Origin of the sequence: Chitinophaga pinensis (assembly GCF_007896845.1) — a bacterium.
GTDB lineage: Bacteria > Bacteroidota > Bacteroidia > Chitinophagales > Chitinophagaceae > Chitinophaga > Chitinophaga pinensis_C.
The window spans coordinates 1-16902 of record NZ_VOHS01000038.1 but is presented as its reverse complement, the minus strand read 5'-3'; the positions used below and the strand labels follow the sequence as shown (position 1 = coordinate 16902).

Annotated in this window: 19 protein-coding genes and 1 tRNA gene; 10 read left to right on the top strand and 10 right to left on the bottom strand. The window is 43.0% G+C overall.

The window, feature by feature from the left end; translation table 11 throughout:
• Window positions 1-71 precede the first annotated feature (71 nt).
• Window positions 72-410, top strand: coding sequence for a winged helix-turn-helix transcriptional regulator (locus FEF09_RS24235; RefSeq protein WP_146307507.1), 339 nt, complete (start codon window positions 72-74; stop codon window positions 408-410).
• A gap of 60 nt (window positions 411-470) precedes the next feature.
• Here the strand turns inward: FEF09_RS24235 and FEF09_RS24230 are convergent, their stop codons facing one another.
• The 7 genes from FEF09_RS24230 to FEF09_RS24200 all read right to left on the bottom strand — a co-directional run bounded on the left by FEF09_RS24230 (window position 471) and on the right by FEF09_RS24200 (window position 4589).
• Entirely contained in the window at window positions 471-806 is a 336-nt protein-coding gene (locus FEF09_RS24230; RefSeq protein WP_146307506.1) for a hypothetical protein, read from the bottom strand.
• A gap of 40 nt (window positions 807-846) precedes the next feature.
• Complete coding sequence (locus tag FEF09_RS24225; RefSeq protein WP_222597111.1) at window positions 847-1359, bottom strand: hypothetical protein; 513 nt, start codon at window positions 1357-1359, stop codon at window positions 847-849.
• Window positions 1360-1780: 421 nt separating this feature from the next.
• Window positions 1781-2404: a hypothetical protein gene (locus tag FEF09_RS24220; RefSeq protein WP_146307502.1), complete on the bottom strand. Its 624-nt coding sequence runs from the start codon at window positions 2402-2404 to the stop codon at window positions 1781-1783.
• A 22-nt stretch (window positions 2405-2426) separates the two neighbouring features.
• Complete coding sequence (locus FEF09_RS24215) at window positions 2427-3032, bottom strand: carboxypeptidase-like regulatory domain-containing protein (protein ID WP_186774498.1); 606 nt, start codon at window positions 3030-3032, stop codon at window positions 2427-2429.
• Between the two features lie 144 nt (window positions 3033-3176).
• Complete coding sequence (locus FEF09_RS24210; protein ID WP_146307499.1) at window positions 3177-4067, bottom strand: OmpA family protein; 891 nt, start codon at window positions 4065-4067, stop codon at window positions 3177-3179.
• Between the two features lie 142 nt (window positions 4068-4209).
• Entirely contained in the window at window positions 4210-4425 is a 216-nt protein-coding gene (locus FEF09_RS24205; protein WP_146307498.1) for a hypothetical protein, read from the bottom strand.
• A gap of 90 nt (window positions 4426-4515) precedes the next feature.
• Window positions 4516-4589 (bottom strand) — tRNA-His (locus FEF09_RS24200).
• A gap of 176 nt (window positions 4590-4765) precedes the next feature.
• Here FEF09_RS24200 and FEF09_RS24195 point away from each other — a divergent pair.
• Entirely contained in the window at window positions 4766-5257 is a 492-nt protein-coding gene (locus FEF09_RS24195; protein ID WP_146307497.1) for a DUF445 domain-containing protein, read from the top strand.
• Between the two features lie 94 nt (window positions 5258-5351).
• Window positions 5352-7832 carry an outer membrane beta-barrel family protein gene (locus FEF09_RS24190; RefSeq protein ID WP_146307496.1) on the top strand — a complete coding sequence of 827 codons (2481 nt, stop codon included), beginning with the start codon at window positions 5352-5354 and terminating at the stop codon, window positions 7830-7832.
• Here FEF09_RS24190 and FEF09_RS24185 read toward each other — a convergent pair.
• Window positions 7827-8483 (bottom strand): protein-L-isoaspartate(D-aspartate) O-methyltransferase, encoded by a 657-nt coding sequence (locus FEF09_RS24185; RefSeq protein ID WP_146307494.1) that lies wholly within the window; start codon window positions 8481-8483, stop codon window positions 7827-7829. The genes FEF09_RS24190 and FEF09_RS24185 overlap by 6 nt on opposite strands.
• A gap of 198 nt (window positions 8484-8681) precedes the next feature.
• Here FEF09_RS24185 and FEF09_RS24180 point away from each other — a divergent pair, with 198 nt between their 5' ends.
• The gene (locus FEF09_RS24180; RefSeq protein ID WP_146307493.1) at window positions 8682-10406 is read left to right on the top strand and encodes a phospho-sugar mutase; all 1725 of its coding nucleotides are present in this window, start codon (window positions 8682-8684) and stop codon (window positions 10404-10406) included.
• Window positions 10407-10486: 80 nt separating this feature from the next.
• On the opposite strand, the gene FEF09_RS24175 is transcribed toward FEF09_RS24180, so the two are convergent.
• The gene (locus tag FEF09_RS24175) at window positions 10487-10984 is read right to left on the bottom strand and encodes a phosphoribosyltransferase family protein (RefSeq protein ID WP_146307491.1); all 498 of its coding nucleotides are present in this window, start codon (window positions 10982-10984) and stop codon (window positions 10487-10489) included.
• 119 nt (window positions 10985-11103) lie between these two features.
• Here FEF09_RS24175 and FEF09_RS24170 point away from each other — a divergent pair, with 119 nt between their 5' ends.
• Genes FEF09_RS24170 through FEF09_RS24150 form a run of 5 tightly spaced genes read left to right on the top strand, consistent with a single transcriptional unit; the run spans window position 11104 to window position 14854 of the window.
• On the top strand, window positions 11104-12426 hold the full coding sequence (locus FEF09_RS24170; protein WP_146307490.1) for a (Fe-S)-binding protein: 1323 nt from the start codon (window positions 11104-11106) through the stop codon (window positions 12424-12426).
• Between the two features lie 27 nt (window positions 12427-12453).
• Window positions 12454-13233, top strand: a complete 780-nt coding sequence (locus tag FEF09_RS24165) for a (Fe-S)-binding protein (RefSeq protein WP_146307488.1) — start codon at window positions 12454-12456, stop codon at window positions 13231-13233.
• A gap of 22 nt (window positions 13234-13255) precedes the next feature.
• Entirely contained in the window at window positions 13256-13675 is a 420-nt protein-coding gene (locus FEF09_RS24160) for a 4-fold beta flower protein (protein ID WP_146307487.1), read from the top strand.
• A 4-nt stretch (window positions 13676-13679) separates the two neighbouring features.
• The gene (locus tag FEF09_RS24155) at window positions 13680-14303 is read left to right on the top strand and encodes an FMN-binding negative transcriptional regulator (protein WP_146307486.1); all 624 of its coding nucleotides are present in this window, start codon (window positions 13680-13682) and stop codon (window positions 14301-14303) included.
• A 44-nt stretch (window positions 14304-14347) separates the two neighbouring features.
• Window positions 14348-14854, top strand: a complete 507-nt coding sequence (locus FEF09_RS24150; protein ID WP_146307484.1) for a hypothetical protein — start codon at window positions 14348-14350, stop codon at window positions 14852-14854.
• A 992-nt stretch (window positions 14855-15846) separates the two neighbouring features.
• Here FEF09_RS24150 and FEF09_RS24145 read toward each other — a convergent pair.
• The gene (locus tag FEF09_RS24145) at window positions 15847-16125 is read right to left on the bottom strand and encodes a helix-turn-helix transcriptional regulator (protein ID WP_222597110.1); all 279 of its coding nucleotides are present in this window, start codon (window positions 16123-16125) and stop codon (window positions 15847-15849) included.
• 223 nt (window positions 16126-16348) lie between these two features.
• Between FEF09_RS24145 and FEF09_RS24140 the strand changes: the two genes are divergently transcribed.
• Window positions 16349-16654 carry a hypothetical protein gene (locus FEF09_RS24140; RefSeq protein ID WP_146307483.1) on the top strand — a complete coding sequence of 102 codons (306 nt, stop codon included), beginning with the start codon at window positions 16349-16351 and terminating at the stop codon, window positions 16652-16654.
• The last annotated feature ends 248 nt before the right edge of the window (window positions 16655-16902 follow it).

The following is a 16902-nucleotide window of genomic DNA, read 5'->3' as shown; positions in this document are numbered from 1 at the left end:
CAAGTAGTTACATTTTGTTCCGTACCGGACAAAAATTTCAGTAATACTGATAATCAGCAAAATATTTATTTATGGAAGAGATAGGCAGTATAGAGTATCAATGTCCTTCAGATGTCTTTTTGCAGATCATCAAAGGGAAGTGTAAAACCACCCTGATCGTCCTGATCAAAAAAGGGAGAAACAGGTTTGGAGAGATGCGCAGAACATTGCCCACTATCAGTGAGCGGATGTTATCCAGACAACTGGACGAACTGGAAAAAGACGGGATCATCCGCAGAGAGAGTTTTCCGGAGGTACCACCAAGAGTAGAGTATTATCTGACGCCTTACGGAGAAACGATCTATCCGGTTATCAGGGAAATGCGCAGGTGGGGGCATATACATCTTGAAAAACAGCAATCCATACAATAGGTTATAAAAGCAAGGGGCAGCTGAAACAGCTGCCCCTTGCTTTTATAGTATCATATCTTATCAGATATGCCATTTCTTTACGATACCGTCTACTTTTGTGGTATGACCAAAGATCCTTTTGTTGATCGCTTTTCTGAGTTTACGGGAAGAATTACCAGCCATACGCTTCAGTTTCTTTGAGAATGTTGGTTTGGTCTGGACATCTTCCAGTCCTGCGTTCAGCAGTTTTTCATGACTATAGAACGCACCTTTTTTTACGATCCTGTCCAGCTGCTTCACACACATATAACTGTTTACACGTTTCTCAAACAAACGGCCGCCATACACAGGGTATCGCTCCGTATAGTAGTGATAGTGATTATAGATATCACCATGCAGACGACGTGTTTCTACCATAAAACACTGATCAGAAAAACCGTGTGTATAGAAGAATGAATCATCTTCTTTGGAGGTATACCAGGTACATTCGATGTTGGTATCTACACCACGTGCACTGGCAACAAAATGTTCCTATCATTTCCATCCGCTCTACAGACTCATCTATCCATGGTACGGAATGAGGTTCGATAAGACAGTCACCCGTCAGATATACGAGGTATTTTCCTTTTGCAAGATATACAGCACTGAGCGGGCCTATACTATAGTAGTACCCGTCATAGAAGTCGAGGTGGAAACTATTCCGTGTAATAGAGAACTTCGTAAGGATTTCATCACTGTAGTCCTCACTGAAATAGTAAACATCAATAATGCCTTTCTGTACCGCCTCTTTCGCATACTGTTCAACAGTAGGGCGATCTTTGACATTATTTATGATCAGACCTTTTTCGAAAAAGTCATAGTTACACTGCCGGATAATGCGTTCCAGGCGGTTTTCCTTTAGAATGCGTTCCCAGTCGCCTTCATAACAGATTGTGAAGAAGGATACGGTTTTGCTTTCTTTGGATGTCATAGTCATATAACGTGTGACAAATTAAGCCGGTTGACAGATACATAACAATCTGGCATAGATGGTTGATTTCTTCCAATATTAGTTCGCCAACCCGGGAATTGTGTTTAAAAAGCCGTCGCGCTTTAGTTTTTCGTGAGTAAGAGTTTGTAAGCGTTTGCCTGCTTTTGCCTCCTTTTTAACCGGGCATAGTGACATTCCGGTATAACTACACATAACAAGCTGATTTCCAGCAGACTAAAGTCAATAGTGATTATTATAATCCAGTAAATGTACGAAATGTCGTGCAGAATAGGGCAGAATACCTCCGAAGTACTCAATATAACAGCTGATTCGGCCGTTTGGATCTCCCAATATTTTTATCAGTAAAAATGCAGCAAAGGGCCTGAAAAGTTATACTATTTATTATCATAACGTTATATCATTACCCGGCTAACACTGTTCTATCCCTTAACTGTTTGTAGTGTTCAATATAATAACTGATGTCCAGTGCCGGATTGTATTGTAAAGAATGAAATTTATTAAGCGTTATCCTGACGATCTCACCATCATCCATCAGCAGAACAAGCAGGTATTCTGCCTTCCTCCCGCGGCCGGTCACAATGTAAGTATCCAACAGATTTTCCCATGTATACATGCGATCGTTATGTAGTATACCAGTCACATTTATTTCCAGTCGCGTCTTTGACAACAACATTTTCACGTTTCTTAATACAATCACTAATGTCAGGCATACACACAAATAGGGCAGCCATCCCTCCCTGAAATTCACGCGATCATCCCGGAGAGCCTGAAACAGGAAACACGCAGTCATTACGCATGATACAAGGATACCGAGCATCAGATTGTTGTCGAAAGTACTGCTTTGCAGAAAAAGCTTACTGGTATTTACATCTGCCCTGATAGCTTCATAATCCTCACCGGCGATATCTGCTGTTGAATCAATAATGGGTTTCCGGCGGATGATCTGGCTGAAGAGGTCCTGTCGGGCCGATTCCTGTTCATACAACAGCTTGTAACGCGCTTCCTTTAATTCTTCTCTTGTCATGGTATTATTGGGGATCTTGCTATTAGTGTTTTCTGAGGGGACGGGTAATTTTTTTCCAGAAACGGCGTAAAGGGTGGCGATAACGTACTGTTTCTACTCTATATACTATTGCAGCTGATTCCCGAAGCAGAATTTCTCCCATATCTATGTCTCCGGCACCTGCACGATTAAAAACAAACTCCTTTCTTTCAAATCCGACAACAGTGACAATAACGGCAAAGGTATCAATATCGGCAGGCAACACATATGTGAGATGAAATGCACCATGTTTATCTGTTGTAGTCCCTATCTGCCGCCCTTTGATAATAACGCTTGCATAGATGATAGGTTCCTGTTGGGCACTGTCTGATTTTACTATGCCTTTAAGTCTGAAAGTATCGCTTATTGGTACGGATGATGCTTTGACGTCATAATTATCCTCTATACTTTGATAGCGCTGTATATCCGTTCCGGTCACAGGATTTCCGGATGCCGATGTAGCATTCGTCAGTAACAATGCACTTATTCCCATCGCAACAGGCAAAGCTGCTTTTGTCTTATTAAACCTTTCCAACTGTACCGGAAGAAAAAAACCGCAAACAGGGGTTTCACTTTCTGCCATAAAAAAAGCAATAGCTGCATCACTCATACCTGAAAAATCTACAATCTGCTTTGCACACTTCGCGCAATGCCGCCCTCCCGATAAAGGCTTCATTTCATTCCATGCCTGGTCACATTTGGGGATGCGGGACAGGGTATTGTATATAGGTTCCATAGGGTTGGGCCGATTATTTTACTTCTTTTTCGGCTTATAAATTAATACTTCTACCCGCATATTTTTTAATTTTTCTTCTAAATTCTGTGGATATGGGTAGATTAATTCACTATTTCCCATACCCCTTGCCGTTATCCTGTCAGCGGGCAGACCATATTGTACCAGCAGGTGCTTTACCAGCTTCGCCCTGTCTACCGATAGTTCAAAAGGAGGCGTGCCCGGTTCCACTTTCAGATTGGCCGTAAAGTTGACATGCCCTCTGACTTCAAAAGAATAGCCTTTGTATTGCGACAGTTGTTTCGCTGTCTGTTCAACGATATATACTGAAGGTGGCGTCAGGATCGGTCTGTCAGGTTCAAACAGGATATTCTGTAAAGCAAATTTCTTCACCAGTGTCTCATTCGGATGCAGACTGTCTGTCGTGCCGCCGGTACCATTACTATCTACAGATTCCAATTCGTCCGGACTATCCGCATCAGATGCCTCCACCACTAACTGACGGCTGTCAGCTCCTTTTGCAACAGTCTGTTTTGTGGATGCCGGATTATCAGTGTTAGTCTGCCAGCTGATCACCACACAACGGTTGAGTGAGTCAACAATATCAACAGGAGCAGATTCGCCTTCGTTATGCATCCGGAAGGTAGTCCGGGGATAAAGACGTTTAAGATAAATGCTGACCGCCTTAAGTCTGGCAGCGGCGAGTTGAATATTATAGACAGCGGGACCTGTCGTATCGGTATGTCCGCTAAGATCGGCAATACGGATAACAGGAATGGTATTTAATGTCTGTTTTGCTGTATCGGAGAGTTCAGCACTTCCAAACGGGAAATAGACGGAGACTTTTTGTTGAGCGTGTAGGCATATAGTTAAGGACAAGAGAAGAAAGGTAATAGAGAGTATTCTGGACATAGGTTGGGTGTGTAATTTAACACAAGGTATAAACAAAAGACAGCTATTTAAGGTTACTTTTTACTACCCTGCAGATGAGGGGTCCTGAATACCAGTTGACAAGTATAACTAAGCGGTTTCCATAGTAATACAGAAGTTGATTCTATACATCCTCATAGACGATCGTCTCTTCCTTTAAGGCTTTCAGCATCAGATGCAGCTCCTCTCTCAGGCCTTCTTCTGAAGGACATACAGGGACCAATGATTCCAACGTCCAGAAAATGACCTCTCCTTTTTCATTATAAAATACTTCATGAATACCATAATCATACTCTCCGGATTCACTTTTTCTTTTCATTACTCTGTAATTCCAGGACATCTGTTTTTATTTTTTATCTGCTGAAACCCTTTCCCAGCAAGACTTACGGGCATAAAAAAAGGCAGCTTTTTTAAAGCTGCCTTTTAACCGGGTGGATGAGGGGTCTCGAACCCCCGACCCTCAGAACCACAATCTGATGCTCTAACCAACTGAGCTACAACCACCGTTTGTGTGACCGTTTTGTTTCGATCGGGATGCAAAGATAGCAAAATACTTTTCTAACTTCCAAATAATTTCTTCTTTCTTTGTAAAATAATTAAAAATATCATTGATGTCAGTGTACTTCATTCCGCTCTTAACCGCGCTAGCAGGCTGGTTTACAAACAAAATAACGATCTCTTTGCTACTGAATATATTTTCAAAAAAGCAGCAACAATTCGCAGATCAGGTAGCAGATTTTGTTTCAAAACAACTTTTTTCCTTCGAAGATATTCGTCGTCAGTTAGCCGAACCAGAAAAAATAAAAAGTATGATTCCGGTAGTTGAGGTGCATATGGATACTTTTCTGCGGGAAAAATTACCAGAGGCGATGCCTGTGTTTAAAATGTTTATCGGAGACAGCACAATACAACAGGTAAAGAAAGTATTGGTAACAGAACTGGACAACATGTTTCCTGAAATTATTGATCAGTATCTGCAGCATACAGAAAAAGAGCTGGACGTACGGCAGTTGATCAGCAGGAAAATAATGGGGATTTCCGGTGAACAGTTAAAAGCACAGATCAAGGGTTCCCTGAAGAAAGAGCTGCGTCTGGCAGAACTGGCAGGTGCCCTTTTCGGTCTTGTAATCGGACTATTACAATTAATGATTGCCCTACACCACAATAACTGACCATTCATCATAAATAGCAATACTTTCTATATGAGATAAATATTTTTGTCTCTGGTCTCAACAATTTAGGTCTCAATTAACACCCTTATCCTGCATGCTGAAACGTTTGCTGCTGTCAGCATTACTATGCTATGCCGGTACAGCTATTGCTCAAACCGGTCCTAATTCCGCAAAACTGGTTGGTAAAGCACTCGATGCTGTTACCGGTAAACCTGTTGAATATGCTTCTGTTGTACTCTTACATCCACAGGACTCCTCTGTGGTCACCGGTATGTACACACAGGCAAGTGGCGATTTTACTTTTAACAAGGTTGCCGAAGGCAACTATGTATTGCGTATCACTTTTATGGGTTACGACAAACTCGTGAAAGCCGTAAAGGTCGTTCCTGATAAGCCTACACAATTTATAGGTACGCTAAGACTGCAGCCGGCAGGTAAGGTATTGGCGACAGTAGAGATCAAATCTGAGAAACCAGCGTTTTCTATGCAGATAGACCGTCAGGTATTTGACGCCGGCAGTATGATCACTGCGGAAGGCGGTACGGGTACAGATGTATTAAAGAATGTTCCCAGCATAGACGTTGACATTGATGATAACATCACACTGCGGGGAAAGAGCGTAACAATTTATGTAGATGGCAAGCCCTCTCCTTTCGGAGATGCAAAGACCGCCTTACAAATGATACCAGCATCTACCATTGACAGAGTAGAGGTAATCAATAATCCTTCCGCCAAATTTGAGGCACAGGGTGGCGGCGGTATTATTAATATCGTGCTGAAAAAGGATAAAGCGATCGGTTATAACGTGATGTTCAGCACAGGTGTAGCTACCCGCGGACAGTTAACGGGTAACGCCAATGCCAATTTACGGATCCGGAAGTTTAACTTCTTTGCCAACTATAATGGCCGGTATGAAAGAACAACAGGATCTGGCTACAGTAATCGTCAGAACCTGATCGCAGATAGTGCCGGTACGGCATTTTTCACACAGGACAGCCGGAATAAGAACAGCAACGGCGGTAATGGCGGCCGTATCGGATTGGATTACTTCCTTGATGATTATAATACCTTTACCATTGCACAGGGGCTGAATCTCAATACCGGCAACAGTGCAGATGACATCATGCTGGACTATCTCGATGCCAAAAGGCTGGCGATTAAAAACGGGGAACGCCATAACAGCAGCGATTATCGTAGTCCGAATAATAATACCAGCCTGAACTTCCGTCACACAACCGACAAACAGAACGAAGAGTGGACTGCCTATATCAGCTATAGTAACAACAAAAGCCGGAACAACAGTAATTACAGTACACTCTACAAGTTTGCCAACGGCACGCCCGATGACAATGATATACAACGGAATGTGGGCAATTCTCAGAATCAGTTCTGGAACATACAGACCGACTATACCACTCCGATAGGTAAGAAAGGTAAATTTGAAACCGGCGCCAAGGTGACCCTGCGCAGCAATGACAATGACTACCTTGCGGAACTGTTCAACCAGACGAGCCAGCAATTCGAACAAAGCCAGAGCCTTTCCAATACATATTATTATAAAGAAGACATCTATGGCGGTTATTTCAACTTCTCCAACGCGATCGGCAACCTGGGCTATCAGGTAGGCGCCCGTGTAGAGCAGGCTTATCTCCATGGATTCTCTTATACCAGAGACACTTCAGTGAACAACCGCTTTCTGAACGTCTTCCCAAGTGTTTTCCTGAAATATAATCTGCCGCATAATGAGAATCAGAGCCTGATATTCAACTATTCTACCAGAGTAGACAGACCAGGATTTGACCAGTTGCTGCCTTATGTCAACAACTCCGATCCGCAGAATATCCGGGTAGGTAATCCTGAACTGAAGCCATCTCTGACACATAAATTTGAGGCGAATTACTCCAGATATTTCCCGAATACCAAAGACTATCTGAGCACAGGCGTTTATTATTCTCAGGCAAATGACGACATCGATCGTATCAGTCTGCTGGATACTACTACCGGTGTAACAACCACCCGTCCGATGAACCTGGCAACAGACAAGGACTGGGGCGCCAACTTCACTTATAACCTGCATATTATCCCGCGCTGGAATGTGACTACCAATCTGAATATGGAGTACAGCAAACTGACCGGGGCCAATGTGAATAATGAGTATGTTACGTATGGTATTACCGTCAATTCCAACGTCAGACTGCCGGGAAAGGTGAGTATGCAGGTAAACGGACATTACCGTTCTCCACGGGTACAGCCACAGGGTACCTTTAAAGCGATGAACGGAGTGGATATGGGTATCAGGAAAGAGATGCTGAAAAACAATGCATTAGCGATTTCCTTGAATATCACAGATGTATTGAACACCCAGAATTACAGTTCGCATTACGAGACGGAGGCTTTCATACAGGATTATACCCGTAAAAGGACCACCCGCTTCATCCGTTTGAACATAAGATACCGTTTTGGCAAAATGGATCCGGATATGTTCAGGAAAAAGAAGAAACAGGAGGGACCAGAAGAGGAAGTGGATGACAAGGATAAGGAGAAAGATAAAAAACCTGCTGACAGCAGATTATAATGTCTTACCTGCCAGCATAGGAACAAAGGAAAAGTTATCAAACATTTCCTGATCATAGTCCGTTTCACTGACTTTGGTGATGCGCAGCATACGCTGTACCTCGTGACCACCAACAGGGATCACCATTTTTCCACCAACTTTCAGCTGTTGCAGCAGTTTTTCCGGTATCTGAGGGGCGGCGGCCGTTACCAGCACCTTATCAAAAGGGGCATAAGTAGGCAGTCCTTCATAACCATCTCCGTAGAAGAAGCGGAGGGTCGGGTATTTGGATTTAAAAGAGAATTGCTTTACCTGGTCAAATAGTTTTTTCTGACGTTCAATAGTGAATACATTCACTTTCAGCTCTCCCAGCACACAAGCCTGGTAGCCGCTGCCTGTTCCTATTTCAAGTACTTTCTCATAGGGTTTCAGTTCCAGCAACTGGGATTGATAAGCTACAGTATAGGGTTGGGAAATGGTCTGCCCTTCCCCGATGGGGAAAGCCCTGTCTTCGTAGGCAATGCCTTCAAATGCTGTATCCAGGAAAAAATGCCGTGGGATGTTGTTGATAGCTGTTAATACGTTTTCGTCAGTAATGCCCTTTTGTCGGATACTATCGACCAGCTGCCTGCGCAATCCTTTTTGCTTATAAGAATCTTCGAACCGCCTCATAGGCGCAAAATTAACCAATAGACAGAATTTTTAACTATGTGTGGAATATTTCCTATTTATCAACATCCTCTTTTTCCGGAGCGGCAGAGTTGGTTTGAAAATTGCTGAGTCTTTTACCCGGTTTTTATTTTGTCCGGATTTTAGCTTTAATTTACAAACTTGTTTTTGATAAATAAGAAAACAAACCTCAATCGTTCTATGGATAATATTATTGAAAGTAAGGTATCACAGTGGCTGGATGGCCAATTTGACGCGGATACCGTAGCCGCAGTCAAAAAATTGCAGCAGGAGAACCCCGATGAACTGGCCGACGCATTCTATCGCAGCCTGGAATTTGGTACAGGTGGTTTACGCGGTATCATGGGAGTAGGTACAAACCGTATGAATAAATATACGGTAGGTATGGCTACCCAGGGATTTGCCAACTACCTGAAACAGGCCTTCACAGGAGAAATCAAACTCGCCATCGCACATGACAGCCGTAACAACAGCCGTTACTTTGCAGAAGTAGCTGCTAATGTACTGGCAGCCAACGGTATCAAAGTATTCCTCTTCGAAAGCCTCCGCCCTACTCCGGAACTGTCTTTCACTATCCGTCACCTCGGTGGTCAGGGTGGTATCGTACTGACAGCTTCTCACAACCCGAAAGAGTATAACGGTTATAAGGCTTATTGGAATGACGGCGCCCAGCTGGTACCTCCACACGACAAAAATGTTATCCGTGAAGTAGAAAAGATCGCTTCCATAGACGAGGTAAAATGGTCCGGCGGCGAAGCCAACATCACCCTCATAGGTAAAGAGGTGGATGAAGCTTATCTGCAGATGCTGAAAGGACTGAGTATCCAGCCGGATGTTATCAAAGAACAACACGATCTTAAAATAGTATATACACCGATCCATGGCACAGGGATCACGCTCGTACCTGAGATCCTGAAACGTTATGGTTTCACCAATGTACACGTGGTAGAAGAACAGTCTACTCCGGATGGTAACTTCCCAACGGTAGTATACCCTAATCCGGAAGAATCTGAAGCCATGAGCATTGGTCTGAAGAAAGCAAAAGAACTGGATGCGGCGATCCTGCTGGGTACCGATCCGGATTCTGACCGTGTAGGTATTGCTGTGAAAGACCTGAAAGGCGAATGGGTACTGCTGAATGGTAACCAGACAGCCGTGTTGCTGTTCAATTATATTATAGAAGGTCGCAGACAGAAAGGACTGGCAGGTAGCACAGACTACGTTTGTAAAACTGTCGTTACATCTGACCTGATCGATGTATTCGCAGCACAGAACAACGTAAAATGCTATAACGTTCTCACCGGCTTCAAATGGATCGCTGACCTGATCAGAGAAAAAGAAGGAAAAGAGCAGTTCATCTGCGGTGGTGAAGAATCTTATGGTTACATGATCGGCGACAACGTACGTGATAAAGACGCTATCGCTTCAGTAGCCCTGATCTGCGAAATGGCTGCTTATGCGGCTAGCCAGGGAAGATCACTGTATGAACAACTGATCGACATCTACGTAAAATACGGTTATTATAAAGAGAACCTGATCTCCATTACCAAGAAAGGTATGAAAGGAGCCGAGGAAATCGCCGAGATGATGCGTGGCTATCGTGAGAACCCGCCAACCACTATCAACGGTTCAAAGGTTGTTACTTTATATGACTATGAACTGCAGCAGGTGAAGTCACTGAACACCGGTGAAGTGAAGCCGATCAATCTGCCAAAATCCAACGTACTGCAATTTGTACTGGAAGATGGTAGCAAGATCTCTGCACGTCCTTCAGGTACAGAGCCTAAGATCAAGTTCTACTTCAGCGTAAACCAGCCACTGGAAAACGCTGCTGGTTTTGATGCTGCAACAAAAGCACTGGATCAGAAAGTGGAGAATATCATAAAAGATATGAAGCTGAAATAAGCTTTCACATAAAAGACAGTCCCGGTACGACCATTCAGGATGTACCGGGACTTTTTATTTTTAGTATGACCTGTAAGGGTTTATACGAGATATGCGGACATGATCTCTTCTTCTGCCATTTCCACCATTACCATATCCTGGAGTGTAGTTGCCAGAGAATAGCCCACGAAATCAACCGATAAAGGGAAGGATTTGTGTTTACGGTCAACCAATACGGCAGTCTGGATCTTTTTGGGCAGAAATTGCAGGAAAGGTTTCAGGGCATACAGCATGGTACGTCCGGAGTTAGCCACATCATCTACCAATACGATCACTTTTCCGTTGAAATCTATTTCTTCGGAGAGCGTTACACCTTCAGGACGCTGTTTATTCAGGTCCAGACGTACTAATTTGATCTGCAGCGGAGATATCTCCTGCAGGATCTTTGCAATTTTCTCCGCCAGTATCATTCCCCTGTCCCAGATCCCGGTGATGATGATTTCCTGTTCATCACTGTTATGTTCGTAGATCTCGTAGGCGATACGTTTGATCTTTTTCTCTATCACATCCTGGGTCAGGATCACGTTCTTAGTTTCCATATTGGTCATTTAAGCGGAGTAAAATTAGGAAAAAGAGTCCATAGTCAACAGGACCTGAGCGATGGATGATCATCTATTTTTCGTTACATTGCTATAAATTAGGAAGTCAAATCTGACGTATGCATATAATTCAGGAGCTTTTATTTGTAATTGCCTTTGGCATTGCTGTATACCTGTTTTACAGAAAAGCCAGCCAGATCAGGCAAAACATACTGCTAGGCAGGGATGTATCACTCAATGACGAACCTGCCGCCCGTTGGCAGAATGTATTGTTGCTCGCATTCGGACAGAAAAAAATGTTTCGTAACCCCATGGTTGCTGTCCTTCATTTTTTCGTATATGCGGGTTTTGTTATCATCAATGTGGAGATTCTGGAGATCATCCTTGATGGTATTCTTGGTAAACACCGGTTATTCGCTCCCCTGCTGGGCGGCTTATACCCCGTTTTGATCGGTTGTTTTGAAATACTGGCAGCGCTGGTAATGATCGGTTGTGCGATCTTTCTGGTACGCAGGAACATTGTACGGGTGAAACGCCTGAATCAGCATGAGCTGGATGGATGGCCCCGTTCCGACGCCAACTATATCCTGGTCACCGAAATTGTGCTGATGCTGCTTTTCCTGACCATGAATACGGCGGATCAGGCATTACAACTGCGTGGGCATGAACATTATATCAATACCGGTTCATTCTGGGTGAGCGGCAATTTCGTGTCACTATTCAGCGGCTTATCTGATAGTACCCTGATGGCCATAGAGCGTGGATGCTGGTGGCTGCACATACTGGGGATTCTGGCCTTCCTGAACTACCTCCCCTACTCCAAACACCTGCACATCATACTGGCATTCCCAAATGCTTACTATGCGGATTTACGTCCGAAAGGTAAAATGGAAAACATGCCGGCTGTTCAGAAAGAGGTACAGCTCATGTTACAGCCGGAACTGGCTGCCACAGAAGCACCAGCCTCCGATATTCCTAAGTTTGGCGCCAAAGACGTACCTGACCTTACCTGGAAGAATCTGCTGGATGCATACAGTTGTACCGAATGTGGTCGTTGTACCGCTGCTTGCCCGGCAAACATTACCGGTAAGAAGCTCTCTCCCCGTAAGATCATGATGGATACCCGCGATCGTGCCGAGGAAATCGGGCTGCAAATAGCAAAAAATGGCTCCTTTAGTGAAGATGGTAAAACACTGCTCCGCGACTATATTTCTGAAGAAGAACTCCGTGCCTGTACCTCCTGTAATGCCTGTATACAGGAGTGTCCCGTAAGTATTAATCCACTACACATTATCCTGCAACTACGCCGTCACCTCGTGATGGAAGAATCCAATGCTCCGCAGGAATGGAATATGATGTTCAGCAACATCGAAAATAATATGGCTCCATGGAAAATGAGTCCGGACGACAGGGATAAATGGGCCGTAGAAATGAATGGATAATAGCGTTAAACTGATAACTGATATAACATGCAAATAAAAACGATGGCCGAATACTTCGCCAATGGCGAAACCCCTGAAATCCTGTTTTGGGTGGGCTGTGCCGGCAGTTTTGATCAACGTGCGCAGAAAATCACCAAAGCCTTTGCCACTATCCTTGATAAAGTCGGAATCCGTTTTGCAATACTGGGTAAGGAAGAAAGCTGTACCGGTGATCCGGCCCGCAGGGCAGGCAATGAATTCATCTTCCAGATGATGGCGCAGAACAATATCGCCGTACTCAATGGCTATGAGGTGAAAAAGATTGTGACAGCATGCCCCCACTGCTTTAATACATTACGCAATGAATACCCTGAACTGGGCGGACATTACGAAGTCATACACCACGCTACCTACCTGCAACAACTGATTGATGAAGGCAAAATCCGGATGCAGGAAGGCGGTACCTTCAAAGGCCGCAAGATCACGTATCACGACTCCTGTTATCTGGGCCGCGCTAACAATATCTACGAAGCACCCCGCAAAGTACTGGAAGCACTGGATGCCGAACTGGTAGAGATGAAACGTTGCCGTAGCAATGGCCTCTGTTGTGGTGCCGGCGGTGCACAGATGTTCAAGGAAGAGGAAAAAGGAAGCACCCGTATCAACTTCGAACGCGGCAAAGAGGCCATAGCAACAGGGGCGTCTGTGATCGCTGCGAATTGTCCTTTCTGCATGACCATGCTGACCGATGGCGTGAAAGAGCAGGGTAAAGAAGAAAGCGTACAGGTACTGGATATCGCGGAAATGATCGCACAACAGATGCAGTAATTCCATTCATCATATTCATCCCATGAAACTGTTGTACACCCTTGCCATTCTTTTTTCTTTCTGTACAGTACATGCACAGGATGTCGCCCTTTTCAATAAAGACGGAAAAGCCATTGCCTATATCGATACCAAAGATGAAATGTCTGTTTACCTGTATGACGGCAGACCTGTCGCCTATATCGTTAAAGATAATGTATATGGCTTCAACGGTCAGCACCTCGGATGGTATGATAAAGGTTCAGTGAGAACGCACGAAGGAAAAATCATAGGAAGTACCAAAGAAGCCACCAACAGATATACACAGTATGAGCCTTATAAAAGCTACAAACAGCACAAACCATACAAGGCACATCAAAGCTATCCACCGTATAAAGTGTATGGGCAGTCCGACTGGTCAGACGACTCTTTCGAAGACCTGCTTCTGAACGGCATAAAAAAATAAAACGATGTATATTCCGAAGCTCAATATGATGGAAAACCGGCAGGAAATAGCCGCTTTTATGCAACGCTTCAGCTTTGCTACTATCATACACAGCATAGACAATGTGCCGGTGGCTACCCATCTTCCCTTTCATATTTCCCTTCGTGATGACAAATTATTCCTGACTGCGCACTTTGCCAGAGCCAATGATCAATGGGAATGTCTGGAAAGGTCGCGGTCGCTCGTCATCTTCAGTGAGCCACATGCCTATATTTCGCCCACTAACTACGAAAAATTACAGGAAGTGCCCACCTGGAACTATATATCCATCCATGCCTATGGTCAGGCCCGGATTATCACAGCACCGGAAGCTGTAATGGCCTTATTGGAGAATAGTATCCAGGACTACGAGTCCTCCTACATGCAGCAATGGCAGGGCCTGCCCTCGGATTTCAGGCACAAACTGCTCAACGGAATTGTCGCTTTCGAGATCGAAGTCGATGAACTGCAGGCAAAACAGAAGCTCAGCCAGAATAAAACCGTTCAGGAACAGCATAATATCATTGACAATCTGTCTGCCAGTCCTGATAGTACAGCCCGGACCACAGCCGAATACATGCGAAAGAGACTGGAACAGGATACCGACTGACCGTGATCAGCCGACGGATGTCATTTTTTTGGTAATTTTGCAGGATGAAACAGGAAATTAACAACTTATTACCGGCGGACTTTCACCCGTCCTCCCGGGTCTGGATATATCAGAGTAACCGCCCTTTTCAGGAAAGGGAAGCCTTAGAGGTACAGGAACAACTGGATCAGTTTGTAGCACACTGGCAGGCACATGGCGCCCCTGTAAAAGGATGGGGTAAACTGTTGTTCAATCAGGTGATTGTACTTATCGCGGATGAGTCGATGACGGCTGTCAGCGGTTGCAGCACAGATAGCTCCGTACGTATCATCAAGAGCATCGAACGTCAGTATGAAGTGAATATGTTTGACAGATTGCTGCTGGCGTTTATCGTGAAAGAGAAAGTACAGCTGCTGCCGATGCAACAGGTGCCTTATGCGCTGGAAAAAGGGTTTATTGATGAGAATACCTTGTATTTGAATAATACGGTGCTGACGAAAGGGGAATTGGAGGAGAAATGGTTGATGCCGTTGAGAGAGAGTTGGCTGGCGAAGAAGTTTTCTCTGGCGTAAGAAGGTGAAAGATTATTGAGGAGCTCCCGGTGTGTAGTGGCATGCCGGGAGATTTTTGTTTTATTAACGTAAAATAATTACCGAAGCTTTTCAGGTAGAGGCATGTACCACCAATAGTCGTCATTTATTAATTGGTCTTTAGTAACGGAGTTTTCCCCTCCTGCATAACTGGTGATATTAAAGCTCCCACTACTTACTTCAATAACTATATGAATATTTCCCCATTCAACACTACTCTTTAGCATGTAGGGGTCTTCACAATATATTAATAGATCTCTAGGCTGAATTTTTGAAATCGACTCTTTATTATCTTGGATTTTAACTGGATAAATTATCATATAATAACGTAATCTAATACTACTAAAGTTTATTTCCTATTCCCCAAATGGACAAACACTTGAAACTATAATATAACTGATTCTAATTACTTCTTAGGCAGATTAAAATTGGAATAATGAAAGGCCTTGTTACTGAGCAGTATTTTTGACATCCTTTGCATTTAAAACTTGCTATAAAACCCCTAATCCTGTAAGCATGATAATTATTGTGGAATAAATACCGTGAAACTTCAATACTATTCTAATAGTACATTAAATATATAGAAAGAACTATAAAATAAGATGTTCAAGCCTTTAAACTACATAATATAAGTAATATTACCTGTAGCAAACAGATAGACTTTTCATATTATTCGATCTACGTTCTTCTGTTACAGTAGCGATCTAAGTCCTAATTATGCTTATTCTATAGGATAATCGTTAATGTACAATTATTGAACAAATAATACTGGCTAATAAAGGAACGTCAAAAGGTAAATGTCATAAGTGATACATTGCACGTAGAAATGGCCTCCAACAACATTATTTATAAAAACATAGGTAAGTGACAATTAATATAGGGCAATTTAAAGTTCTCTAGACACAAAAATTAAGATGGCGCAACTGACTAAGCTCATGATTCACGGACCCGAATTATCCAAAAAACTACCTAACTCATTTACTTAGTCGGCACAAGAAGCTCCCTGATATCACATCTATTGCAATTGCAATTTCCCTAAGCACCTTCAACGTAGGCTGAAAATCATTATTGCAAATACGGGTAATAGCACTTGGCGTTTTACCCACCATTTCTGCTAAATCCTTATGCTTAATATCCTTCTCTGCCAATACAGCTTTGATTCTATTTATTTTTATTTTTTCAACCATAAGTAATTGTATCGTTTCAAATCTAGCTGAAAAATACCTAATGAAATACAATTCTCTATCAACCAATAAGTTTTAGTTATCAATATTTACTTTTACGTATTATTTAATACGTTTTACGTATTATTAAGTAAGTTTTACTTATCTTAGTAATAATGAAAAATCAATAAATAATAATCCGCCATAGCGTGATTAATGTGAACACACGTAGTACTTTAATAGGTCTATCATTAAGGAGACAGGTCACATCTCCCTAGAGAATTACCAACAATAATCTTAATCAGTAATTATTATGGATGAAACCAAATATCCCCGGCAATACGAAAACCCGGGAAACTTATTGTACGACATCAAATCTCTTATAACCGAGCTCCCACTAAAATTCCGTGAAATCATCTCTCATGAATGTGCATGGAGTTTCGCAACCTTCTATAGGAAAATGAGGACATCTTCAAATGACAAAAACACCTTCTCCAATCTTTCTAATGCAGAAATAAACATGGTCTTTACTGTTATGGATGGAATTATGGACGACTTCGTAAGAGAATATGAAGAATACAAAACGGACACACAGAAAAATATTCTGGAGATGGACTAAATAATTCATTCATTCTTTAACTGTATTAATAAACTCTTTAGTTTATGAGAATAAAACAACTTCACATAAGGAACTTTAAATCTCTTATGGATTTCAAACTGGAAAATCTACCCGCTTCGCCGCGATAATGGGACCAAATGCAAGCGGCAAACGTAATATCTTTGATGCACTGGAATTCACCAACTATATCTATCGAATCCATTTGAAGCGACTTTCTATCTTTGGAGGTTTAAAAAACATCCTTTCCC